The organism is Bacteroides sp. AF34-31BH, from assembly GCF_003602795.1.
Lineage (GTDB): Bacteria > Bacteroidota > Bacteroidia > Bacteroidales > Bacteroidaceae > Bacteroides > Bacteroides uniformis.
Genome location: NZ_QTLV01000012.1, coordinates 1 through 12,419 on the forward strand (window position 1 = coordinate 1; position 12,419 = coordinate 12,419).

The window sequence follows — 12,419 nt, forward strand, 5'->3', positions numbered from 1 at the left end:
TCTTTCCACAGCTGTGGTAAGAAAAGAACATTGCTGTGGAAAGATTAGTTTTTTAGGGAAAAACAAGGTAGTACATCGCAGTTTTTTTCCTAACTCTTAGGTGTCATCTACGCATCATACAGCGACAATCAGTAGAAGCCTTTATCAAATCCACTTCTGTGCCCTACCCAAAGAACGCACAACGGCAGCAAACTCTTCCCGAGGAATGATAGCCTTATTACGTGTTTTCAAACGATTATTATAAACGGTCTGAGGTGAATAATGCAAGAATTCGGCAATCTTCACACTATCAGTGATACCTAAACGCACCAAAGCATAAATGCGCAATTCCGTATTCAGTAACTCACCATCTTTTAGCACAATCTGCTCGTCAGGATGGAGCAAGGCATTGAAGTCACTTACAAAATCCGGATAAATGTGCAAGAAGATAGCATCAAAGTTATGATAGAACTCTTTCAACTCATTCTGTGCCATAGAATGAGTATCGGTTAATGCTTTCACATCCTCCAACTGGTTTGCCTTAAGCTTACGATTGATATTTTTCCGATACTCATCCAGCTTACTGATATAATTGGAACAAATGGAAAAGACATAACCTATGTATTCCTCCTTCACATAGTTGGATTCACGAAGCTGATTATTGGTATCCCTCAACTGTTCATTCAAAGAAGTAAGCTGTACATTCGTTTCTGCCACTTGTCCGTGCATTTTCGAAAGCTCTTCCACATGCTTATTCAAGCGGTTGTTTGCCTCATTCAGCTGTTGGCGCGACTGCTTCAACCGCTTCATCTGCTTGTATATATATAGGAAGGCAAACAAGGATATCAAAGACAAGACACTGACCAGTACCAAGTACATGCGCAACCGCGCTTCTTGCCTCTGATTACGTTCCTGATAGATCTGATGAATGGTGTCCTGCACCGCAGAGATGCCCACTACCCTCACCCGGTTCCGATATGCCAAGGCATTCTGCAAGCAGTAACTCATGTAGACATAGGCATGGTCAATATCACCCAAACTAAAAAGTACCCCCGCCAGCTCTTCCAACGAAGCAATATCTTTATTGGAGATACGTACATCGGCCATAGCAGAATATATCAGGTAAGTCAGATAATTTTCCTGCTCATCGGACTCGCGATAAAAGCAGGCCAGCACGTAAGCATTCATGGCATCACGCCGAGTGTCGAATGCAGAATTAAGAATTCCCTTCTGCAAACGTTCCTTAAAAACATACATACTGTCCGTACCTTGTACTACCTGCCCTTTATACCACAAGAACAAGGGGTCTTCAGGGGTAAGAACCATATTCAAAGAGTCCTTGTAAACACGCTCCAACTGTGCATAATGTTCATGCAAAGTACCCATTTCACTACCGGTATACTGATTGAAATGCGAATACAGATACAGCATTTGCCCGTAATAGTCCACTAACAATTCTTTGGGGAGCGAACCGCCTGAAACTCCGCGCAATTCATCCTGAGCTTCTTTCAACAAACCGGTGGCAGCCAACAGAAAAGACTTTTTTATCTTCCACTCCATCTGCCGGTATTTATCATTCTGCTTATAAACTATATTCAAATTGTCTACCACATAATTCATTGCAGAATCGGCGTTATAGACGCAATACTCATCATAAAGATTTTTATTCAGCCAATATCTCTCTTCCAAAGTACGCACATCCTTTTGCAGCTTGTGCAACTGGGCAATCTTCGCCTCTTTAAGCATAGCAAACGTGTTTTTTTGCGCAATCAGAGAGTCAAGGCGCACCAGCAGTTCTTTTATCTTTTCACTGTAAGGTGCCGCATTCAGAAAGGTACACCCCATCAGTAAAAATAGTAAAGCTATGATTTTTCTTTTCATTTCTATTATTTATATAAAGCTGAGAGCACAAAGATAAATTAATCTATCTAAACATAAGCTACTTCTACCCTAAAAAGTACATGAAAGTTAAGAGGTATTTCGACCATTTACAGCGATAAAACAGCATATACAGACCTCCTTCCATAGTAGCTGACCTTTACTTTATACAGCAATCAGCAAGAGCATAACCCGCTATATATGTGATATTTACATTTTACTCCGACTTACTTCTCCACATTACCCGCCTATCGGACGAATAAGATTGTCCACTATCTTTGCAACAGAGAAAGAAAAGTGTACTATGGAAAACATCCAATCTCTATTAGAACATACTTTTCTAAAATAAATTAAATCTTTTAATTAAAGTACTATGAGAATGATTACAAGAAATCTTCTTACGCGGAGTTACAAGCTCCTTCTGACATTACTCGTACTGCTAATGTCAACAAATGCATTTGCCCAACGATTGACAGCTACGGGTAAAGTAGTAGATGCCGCAGGCCTGGAGGTCATTGGTGCATCTGTATTGGAAAAGGGAACAACCAACGGTGTTGTTACCAATCTGGATGGGGAGTTTTCCCTGAGTGTAGGACAGAATGCCACACTGGTAATATCCTTCATCGGCTACAAAACGATAGAGGTAAAAGCAGCCACCAACATGAATATCACATTGCAGGAAGACAACGAACTGCTGGACGAAGTGGTAGTTATCGGTTATGGAAGTGTGAAGCGTAAAGACGTAACCACTGCCGTATCTACGGTTTCTACAAAGGATTTGGACCAACGCCCCATTGTATCGGCAGCCCAAGCCCTACAAGGTAAAGCAGCCGGTGTGTCGGTTATGCAGCCCAGCGGCGAACCGGGCGGTGGTATGAGTATCCGCGTACGTGGTACCACCTCATTCAATGGTAGCAACGACCCGCTCTACGTAGTGGATGGTGTACCTGTAGACAATATCAACTTTCTCTCTCCCAACGACATTGAAAACCTCTCTATTCTGAAGGATGCCTCATCAGCAGCCATCTACGGTTCGCGCGCAGCCAACGGTGTGGTATTGATTACTACCAAGAGCGGCTCGGCAGGCAACGCCAAAGTAGCATTGAACGTACAATATGGCATGACAAAAGTAGGCAAGAGCATGGAAGCACTGAATACAGAACAGTACCGCGAATTGCAAGAAGAAATCGGGGCTGTAAATCCAACTGCTCTTGAAGGGCTGACCGACCAGACAGACTGGTTTGACGAGGTTTACAAGACCGGACAAACCCAGAATTACCAAGTGTCCGTATCAAACGGAAATGAAAAGATGAAATACTTCCTCTCTGCCGGTTATCTGGATGAAAAAGGTATTTTGGAAGGAACATACTTCAAGCGGTATAGCTTCCGCGCCAATATCGACAACCAAATACGCAGCTGGCTGAATGTAAGTGCCAATATCTCCTACTCCGACAACATCGGAAACACCGGCATCATCTCCGGTACGGGTGCCAACCGTGGTGGTGTAGTCCTCTCGGTCATCAACACTCCGACCTATGCTCCTATTTGGGATCCTGAAAAACCGAATCAATACAATAAGAACTTCTATGGAGTGAACATCATGAACCCGATGGAAAACCTGGCCCGCCAGAAAAACAACAAGAACAAGGAAAACCGCCTCATCGCATCCGGAGCCGCTACCATCAGCTTCCTGCCCAACCTAAAGTTGAAATCATCTGTAGCCCTGGACCGCCGTAACGGTGTAAGCACCACATTCCTCGATCCAATATCGACCACCGACGGACGCAACAGCTTCGGTACAGCCTCTGACAACCGGAATATGAATACCGTGTTGGTTTTCGATAATATATTGACTTACAATACCAATATCAAGAAGCACGGCATCGACGTAATGGCAGGTTCTTCCTATACCAAATCGGACTATACCAACAGCTGGATAAACGGCTCACATTTCCGGGACGATAAAATACAGACCCTGAACGCTGCCAATAAAATTTCATGGGACGGTACCGGAACAGGAGCTTCACAGTGGGCCATCTCTTCCTATTTCGCCCGTGTGTCCTACAACTATGACAGCAAGTACATGCTTACCATGAACATGCGTGCCGACGGTTCATCCAAGCTGCATCCCGACCATCGCTGGGGTATTTTCCCCTCCTTCTCGGCTGCATGGCGCATTTCGTCGGAAAAGTTCATGAAAGACATCGCTTGGATTGATGACTTGAAGCTCCGCGGTGGCTGGGGACAGACCGGTAACCAAAGCGGTATAGGCGATTACTCGTATCTGCAACGTTACAACATCAACCGCATACCCTGGTTTGAAGAAGGTAACGACCATGCAGTTCCCGGTATCAGCCAGGCCAACCTGAGAACAAGTGACCTGAAATGGGAAACTACCAACCAGACGAACATCGGTCTTGACCTGACTGTACTGAACAACAGACTAACCTTCAGCATGGACTACTATTACAAGAAAACTACAGACATGTTGATGAATGTAAGTCTGCCTGCTGGTGCGGCAGCAACCACCAGCATCACCCGTAACGAAGGCGAGATGACCAACAAGGGATTCGAGTTCGCCATCAACTCCCATAACCTGACCGGCGAGTTTTCTTGGGATACAGACTTCAACATTTCTTTCAATAAGAACAAGCTGACCAAGCTGTCATTGCAGAAAATCTATACAGCAGCAAGCAGCGCCGAGGTGGTGAAAGAAAATATCGTACGCAATGAGCCCGGACGTCCTTTGGGTGGTTTCTACGGCTACATCAGCGACGGTGTAGACCCCGAAACCGGTAACCTGATTTATCGCGACCTTAACGAAGACGGCAAGATTTCCACTTCTGACCGTACCTATATCGGCGACCCGAATCCCGACTTCATCTACGGATTGACAAACACCTTTACATGGAAAGACCTCAGCCTGAGCATCTTCATCCAAGGAAGCTACGGAAACGACATCTTCAATGTGTCCCGTATGGAAACCGAAGGTATGTACGACGGTAAAAACCAGTCAACGGAAGTATTGAAACGCTGGAGAATTCCCGGACAGATTACGAATGTCCCGAAAGCCAACTTCAACATCAAGAACTCCACTTACTTTGTAGAAGACGGCAGCTACCTGCGTGTCAAAGACATTTCACTCTCTTACAACATCCGTTGCCGCCAGTTCAAGAAATGGGGTATCAGCCGCGTACAGCCTTATTTTACCGCCAGCAATTTGCTGACCTGGACCAGCTATTCAGGTATGGATCCTGAAGTGAACCAATATGGCAACAGCGGTTCTGTACAGGGCATCGACTATGGAACTTACCCGCAGAGCAAATCATTCGTTTTCGGTATCAATGTTGAATTCTAAAAAAGGAAGAAATAACTTATGAAACTAAACCATATATATAAAAGTATAGCTTGCGGTGTATTGTTGGCAATGACCGCAACCTCATGTGACTTGGACTATAATCCGGTAGACACCTACTCGGATGTAACGGAAGGAGTGAACAAAACTGATGAAAAGCCTATTTTCAACAGTGTGCAAGACGTGGAAACTTCAATGGTAACCCTTCACAAAAAATTTCGTGACCAGCAGGAGCACTGGTATGTCGACAAACTGCTTATCGGTGACGCTCATTCCGATAATGCCTACGCCGGAACAACGGGGGCCGAAGTGGTGCCTTACGAAACCAACTCCATTGAAGGCTCTAATTCTGTACTAAAACGTGACTGGGACCGTTTCTTAGGCGACATTGCCGTTGCCAACCGCATCATCGTGGGCTGTGACCAGCTCAAGGCACTCAGTGAAAGTGAACGCGGCAAGTATCAGTCACAAGCCAAGATATTCCGTGCCATGGTCATGTTCGATATGGTACGCTTATGGGGTAACTTCCCGGTCATCACTACCGTGGGCGGTGACATTACCGAAGACAACGTAGAAGAAATGTACCCGACCTATTTTCCTCCACAGAATACGGCTGAAGAGGCTTACGCCCAAATAGAGAAAGACCTGACTGAAGCAGTGGAAAACCCCAACACACCGACAAACGACACATCAGACAAGAGCATACTTACCAAATCGGTGGCACGTGCCATGCTTGCCAAGGTCTATGCAGAAAAACCTCTGCGCGATTATGCAAAGGTTATCAAATATGCCGATGAACTTGCTGCCGACGGCTTCGACCTCGTGGAAGACTTCAGTGACCTTTGGGCGTATGATACGGAAAAAAAAGACTGCCGGGTGCGCAATACCAAGGAGGCAATTCTCGAAGCCCACTTTCCTCCCGGCTCCGGCAACTGGTGTACTTGGATGTTCGGCCGTAACTTGAGCAACTGGGATGAAAGTTTCACCTGGGCCAAATGGATTACCCCTTCCCGTGACCTTATCCGCCTCTATGAAGAGCAAGGAGACACGAAACGTTACAATGAATCTGTTGTATGGTATGACTGCGGATGGAGCAACTATTATCCGGCAGACCATTATGCCTTCATGTACAAATGCCGCTCTGCGTTCAACAGCATTATCTATCTGCGATATGCCGATATCCTGCTCCTCAAAGCCGAAGCAAAAATTATGGGAGAGGCTCCCGACCTGAACGGTGCAGCCGACATCATCGACCGCATCCGCAACCGCGCCGGACTGGGCAAACTTCCACAAAGCACCCGCAGCAGTAAAGAAGCATTGCTCCAAGCTTATATGGACGAACGCCGCATGGAGCTTGCCTTTGAAGGACAGCGCTGGTACGACCTTTGCCGCCTCAATAAGGTAGAAGAAGTGATGAACGCCGTTTACGCCAAAGACAGCGGCCGCCATGCACAAGAAAATCTGTTCAATGAGAACTCCTATCTGCTGGCTATTCCCCAAGGAGCCATCGACCAGAACGAAAATCTGATACAGAACCCGGGCTATTAATACTAATGAGTAATATAAAAATCAATTGAATATGAATTTAAGAAATATATTCACTACCGCATTAGGCTGCTTCACCATACTGGCAGCCTGCGGCAATGACAATGACAGTAACATCACCCCTACACCGGAACCCAAGCCAGACCAACCCACGGAAGAGGCAAAGGATGTTACCCTCTATGTAACGAACACCAGTCGTACTTATGATTTGACAAAGTCCGGGCTGGCCTTCGGCACCGGAAGCAACATGTCACCTTCTACCGTGACACTCAACCCTGCCACCCGCTATCAGGAAATGGACGGTTTCGGTGCAGCCATCACCGGCTCTACCGGTTACAACCTGATGCAGATGACACAAGAGAACCGCACGAAGTTTCTGACTGAAACATTCTCGGACAAAGAAGGCTACGGCTTCAGCTATGTACGTATTGCCATCGGTTGTTCCGACTTCTCATTCAGTGAATTCACTTGCTGTGACGAAAAGGGGCTTGAGCACTTTGCCCTTCCGATGGAAGACACCAAATATGTGATTCCTATATTGAAGGAAATTCTGGCAATCAATCCTGCCGTCAAAATAATTGCCGCTCCCTGGACATGTCCGAAGTGGATGAAAGTGAAAAGCCTGGAGGAACGTGTACCCTTTGACTCATGGACCAGCGGACACTTGAACCCCGAATATTACAGAACGTATGGCGACTATTTCGTAAAATGGATACAAGCTTTCGAAAAGGAAGGCATCAAAATCCACGCTGTGACTCCGCAGAACGAACCGCTGAACCACGGTAACTCAGCATCCTTGTTCATGGGATGGGAAGAAGCCCGTGACTTCATCAAGACCGGCCTGGGCCCTGCCTTCAAAGAAGCCGGAGTTACTACAAAGATTTATGTTTTCGACCATAACTACAACTACGACAATCTGGCCGACCAAAAAAGTTACCCTACCAAGATTTATGATGATGCGGAAGCCTCACAATACATTGCGGGCGCTGCCTACCATAATTATGGCGGTAACCGTTCTGAGTTGCTGAATATCCACAAACTCTATCCCAACAAGGAACTGCTTTTTACGGAAACCTCCATCGGTACTTGGAACTCCGGTCGCGATTTGGAAGCACGCCTGCTTAACGATATGGAAGAAATAGCATTGGGAACAGCCAACAACTGGTGCCGCGGCACCATTGTGTGGAATCTGATGTTAGACAGTGACCTGGGACCGGTAAGCCCCTCAGATGGTTCTTGCAAGACCTGCTACGGTGCAGTGGATATTGACAATACAAACTATTCTAAAATTGTCCGTAATTCCCATTATTACCTTATCGGGCACATGTCTTCAGTCGTGAAACCGGGAGCTGTACGTATCGGAACGACCGGTTACACAGCCAACGGAATCACCTACTCCGCCTTCGAGAATACGGACGGTACCTATGCATTCGTATTGGCAAACAACAATGCAGATGCCAAGCGAATCACCGTAAGCGACGGCACACACTACTTTTCCTACGAAGTTCCGGCCAAAGCAGTCGTTTCTTACCGTTGGAAAAAATAAAACTAATAATTTAAACAGAAGATTATAATGAAAAGCTTAAAATACTATCTAATGGCATTGGCAGGCATAGCCATGCTGAATGCTTGCAGCGATGACGATCCGGTTCCCGGCAACCCGACAATGGACTTTCAGGCAGAACCTTCTTCAGCCTTGTTCGGAGACAGTCTGCCTTTTACAATCAAGGCATCGGACGCAGATGTACCCCTTTCCACGTTAAAAGCGCGGTTATACTTCAGCGACGAAATGGTGTCAGAGACTATAATCCGTACAAAAGTAAACGGTCAAGACTATACCGGGAAAATATATGTTCCCTATCTGGCAAATATTCCCAACGGAACAGCTACATTGAAGTTCATTCTGCAGAACATCAATTTCACAATTACAGAGAAAAGCTATGACGTGGCGCTGAGTCGTCCGGACTTCCCCTACCTAACTCTGATTTCCGGAGACCAAGAATACCGCATGGAAAAAGTCGCAGCCAATCAGTATAGCGTGACCGGTGAATTTGCACAAAAAGTGAAAGGTTACATCAAAGCTCCTAAAGTAGGCGCCAACGGGAATGAAATCAACTTCGGATGGAGCAACGGTGCCATTACACAAGGTACCTCCAGTGAAATTACCTTCTCCAATCTGTCAGCTGGAGAATATTCCATCTCCTTCAATACGTTGACTTATGCAGCCGCTCCTTTCGTGAAACTACTGCTGAACGGTTCTGAAATGGAGATGGTGGATGATGACCATTACAGCATCGACCTCAATCTGAAGCAAGGGGACAACATCACTGCAGACATTCCCAACTTCGACCAATATTGGATAGACCCCGACTTCTTCGAAAAGAATGAAGACGGTTCGCTGAAGTTCCTGCCCATCGATGGAACTTATCGCGTCATTGCCAACCTGGCCCTGAATTATCTGGAAGTATTGAAAATGAACGGAACAAGCACCGCCACTCTGAACGATGACGGAACCGGCGCCCTTTGGATTATCGGTGACGGTATCGGTAAACCTTCCGTAGCGACCAATGCCGTAGGTTGGACTACAGAAAAAGGTCTCTGCATGTCACAGATTGAAGCGAAGAAGTATCAGGTAACAGTAGTAGCGGGAGAGCAAATCAAATCTGATGACATCAACTTCAAGTTCTTCCACCAGCAAGGTTGGGGAGGTGAATATAAAAACGATGCCTTGTCTACCACCAGTGACTTAGTATTTATAGGTGACGGTACCAACGGACGTGATGCCGGCAACTTGGGCCTCGTAGAAGGCAAAAGCCTGGAAAACGGTGTCGCTTACCGGTTCACAGTTGACGTAACGGCAGGTGTCTCTTCGGCAGTTCTGACAGTAGAAAAGGTAGAAAGATAGACGGATAACGCAGAAGATTAACTAAATGAGAAAGGGGCTGGCTCTATAAAAGAGTTCAGCCCCTCTTGTTTATGCAGAATATATGTTCCGGATTTAGCTTAAACCTTCTTTCGCCTCTTCTTGTGGAATACGTACCGAAGTGTAAAGCTCAAGAATGGCGGCTATCGTCAGAGACACAATCCATTCATTGCCCCTTGTAAAGAGCATGAATGCCCCCGTAAGCACCAGCAAAAGCGCACCGAATATTTGCTGTCGGCGCAGGCGTTTGACAGTGGGACTTTTACATTTGGACGGAGAATTAATTTGGGCCAAAGCAACCATCGTAGCGCCGATAGTATATACATAAGGTGAAAGAGGCCAGCCCGTGATATAAACGGCAGCTCCTGCCAAGAGCATCACGGCCCCTACTGCGAAAAGGGCAGGTATCAGTTGTTTCATTCTTCTATATCTTCTTCAAATACATAAATATCCTCATTGGGCTTTTTCATCAGATACTTCTCACGGGCAATCCGTTCGATGGCACCGGAGTCGACGGCAAGCTCATTGAGCCGTTCGGTATTCTCCTCGTATTCCTTGCGGTACTTTTCTATTTCATCGCGCAGACGGCTTTCTTCCCGGGCGTAACCCAAACGGCGTACAACACTGTTCTCATCCAGGAACCCGATAATTACAGCAAACAACGCAAGCGTAATCAGATATTTATGCTTGCGGACAAAAGACCAAAGAGAAGCAAGTTTATCCATCTCGTTATCTACTATTTAGCAATTTATCATTCATGATGGAGCTTGCCCATCATATAACTTCACGTCACAAAGATAAGAGGAATAACCGAAAGATTTCTTTTTTTTGTGTACATTTGCACAAAAAGCAAAGAATATCCCAAATATGGAAAACTATATCGTATCTGCACGGAAATATCGTCCCTCGACCTTTGAGTCCGTAGTAGGCCAACGTGCACTGACCACTACCTTGAAGAATGCCATTGCCACCGGAAAACTGGCGCATGCCTATCTTTTTTGCGGTCCAAGAGGCGTGGGAAAAACAACTTGTGCCCGTATCTTTGCTAAAACAATCAACTGCATGAGCCCCACAGCAGACGGCGAGGCATGCAACCAATGTGAATCCTGCACTGCCTTCAATGAGCAGCGCTCCTACAATATCCATGAGCTGGATGCCGCCTCAAACAACTCTGTGGATGACATCCGCCAATTGGTGGAGCAGGTACGCATTCCACCTCAGATAGGCAAATACAAAGTATATATCATTGACGAGGTACATATGCTGTCCGCCTCGGCTTTCAATGCTTTCCTGAAAACACTGGAAGAGCCTCCACGCCATGCCATATTCATCCTTGCCACTACCGAGAAGCACAAGATATTGCCCACCATCCTTTCACGCTGCCAAATATATGATTTCAGCCGGATTGGTGTGGAAGATACCGTAGCACACCTCGCATATGTCGCCTCCAAAGAAGGTATCACTGCTGAACCGGAAGCGTTGAATGTCATTGCCCTCAAAGCAGACGGCGGTATGCGCGACGCACTATCCATCTTCGACCAGGTGGTAAGCTTCACCGGAGGACACATCACCTATAAGAGCGTGATTGAAAACCTCAATGTGCTGGACTATGAATACTACTTCAAACTAACCGGATTCTTTCTTGAGAACAAAATCAGTGACGCGTTGCTATTACTGAATGATGTGCTCAACAAAGGCTTCGACGGCAGCCACTTCATCACCGGACTTTCATCCCACCTGCGCGACTTGCTTGTCAGCAAAGACCCGGCGACACTGCCGTTGCTTGAAGTGGGCGCAAGCATCCGCGAACGTTACCAAGCACAAGCACAGCAATGCCCCCTCCCTTTTCTTTACCGTGCCATGAAGCTCTGCAACGATTGTGACCTGAACTACCGTGCCAGTAAAAACAAACGGCTACTGGTAGAGCTCACTCTGATACAAGTGGCACAACTGACCGCCGAGGAGGACGACGGTGCCAATGGGCGCAGCCCTAAACAAGCTATAAAACCCATATTCACGCAGCCTGCCGCCGCTCAGCAGCCACAGGCCACTGCTGCCACGCCCCAACAAACCGTACAGCCGGCAGTACAGACAAACAGCACTCCCCAACCTGCTGCCACGCAGCATAGTAATGCAACAACTCCACATGCTACACCTACTGCCGTATTAATGGCGCAAGGGAGAGAAGAGAAAAAAATTCCGGTCATGAAAATGTCCGGATTAGGGGTATCCATCAAACGCCCCCATATAGAAGAGGAACAAAGAAACCCTTCATCTAACCCTACTGCCGCCCACCAAGCAGCACAACCGGAAGAAGACTACATCTTCAATGAAAGGGATTTGAACTATTACTGGCAGGAGTATGCCGGACGTATGCCCAAGGAGCAAGTAGCCATAGCCAAGCGTATGCAGAACATGCGCATCACTTTAATAAATGACACAACTTTTGAGGCTGTGGTAGATAATGAAATCGTTGCCAAGGAATTTACCGGCATGATACCCACTCTGCAAAATTACCTACGTACCCGGCTAAAGAACCGCAAAGTCACCATGACTGTCCGGATTAGTGCTCCTACCGAAAAGGTACGTGCCTATGGACGCGTTGAAAAATTCCAGATGATGGCACAAAAGAACAGTGCACTGTTACAACTAAAAGAAGAGTTTGGTTTGGAACTCTATTAATCCCTTCCAATCTCCTGCATAAAGTTGCTAACAAATTGACTATAAAGGAGAAAAAAA

The 12,419-nt window shown here is 46.4% G+C and carries 8 protein-coding genes; 5 read left to right on the forward strand and 3 right to left on the reverse strand.

Annotated elements, in window-relative coordinates:
• Positions 1-144: 144 nt before the first annotated feature.
• Positions 145-1,860, reverse strand: a complete 1,716-nt coding sequence (locus DWZ67_RS15875) for a DUF6377 domain-containing protein (protein ID WP_120139296.1) — start codon at positions 1,858-1,860, stop codon at positions 145-147.
• 439 nt (positions 1,861-2,299) lie between these two features.
• Between DWZ67_RS15875 and DWZ67_RS15880 the strand changes: the two genes are divergently transcribed.
• From DWZ67_RS15880 to DWZ67_RS15895, 4 genes are read left to right on the forward strand one after another with little or no spacing between them, the layout of a single operon-like run.
• Positions 2,300-5,215 (forward strand): SusC/RagA family TonB-linked outer membrane protein, encoded by a 2,916-nt coding sequence (locus DWZ67_RS15880; protein ID WP_369872094.1) that lies wholly within the window; start codon positions 2,300-2,302, stop codon positions 5,213-5,215.
• A gap of 18 nt (positions 5,216-5,233) precedes the next feature.
• Positions 5,234-6,760, forward strand: a complete 1,527-nt coding sequence (locus DWZ67_RS15885; protein ID WP_044467472.1) for a RagB/SusD family nutrient uptake outer membrane protein — start codon at positions 5,234-5,236, stop codon at positions 6,758-6,760.
• 31 nt (positions 6,761-6,791) lie between these two features.
• Positions 6,792-8,303, forward strand: coding sequence for a glycoside hydrolase family 30 protein (locus DWZ67_RS15890; protein WP_016273940.1), 1,512 nt, complete (start codon positions 6,792-6,794; stop codon positions 8,301-8,303).
• 27 nt (positions 8,304-8,330) lie between these two features.
• Positions 8,331-9,662 carry a DUF5125 domain-containing protein gene (locus DWZ67_RS15895; protein WP_005834880.1) on the forward strand — a complete coding sequence of 444 codons (1,332 nt, stop codon included), beginning with the start codon at positions 8,331-8,333 and terminating at the stop codon, positions 9,660-9,662.
• A 93-nt stretch (positions 9,663-9,755) separates the two neighbouring features.
• Here the strand turns inward: DWZ67_RS15895 and DWZ67_RS15900 are convergent, their stop codons facing one another.
• On the reverse strand, positions 9,756-10,100 hold the full coding sequence (locus DWZ67_RS15900) for a hypothetical protein (protein ID WP_044467474.1): 345 nt from the start codon (positions 10,098-10,100) through the stop codon (positions 9,756-9,758).
• Positions 10,097-10,405 (reverse strand): FtsB family cell division protein, encoded by a 309-nt coding sequence (locus DWZ67_RS15905; protein ID WP_005824736.1) that lies wholly within the window; start codon positions 10,403-10,405, stop codon positions 10,097-10,099. Before DWZ67_RS15905 ends, DWZ67_RS15900 begins: the two co-directional genes overlap by 4 nt.
• 142 nt (positions 10,406-10,547) lie before the next feature.
• On the opposite strand from DWZ67_RS15905, the gene DWZ67_RS15910 reads away from it, so the two are divergent.
• Positions 10,548-12,362 carry a DNA polymerase III subunit gamma/tau gene (locus DWZ67_RS15910; RefSeq protein WP_120139297.1) on the forward strand — a complete coding sequence of 605 codons (1,815 nt, stop codon included), beginning with the start codon at positions 10,548-10,550 and terminating at the stop codon, positions 12,360-12,362.
• Positions 12,363-12,419: the final 57 nt, after the last annotated feature.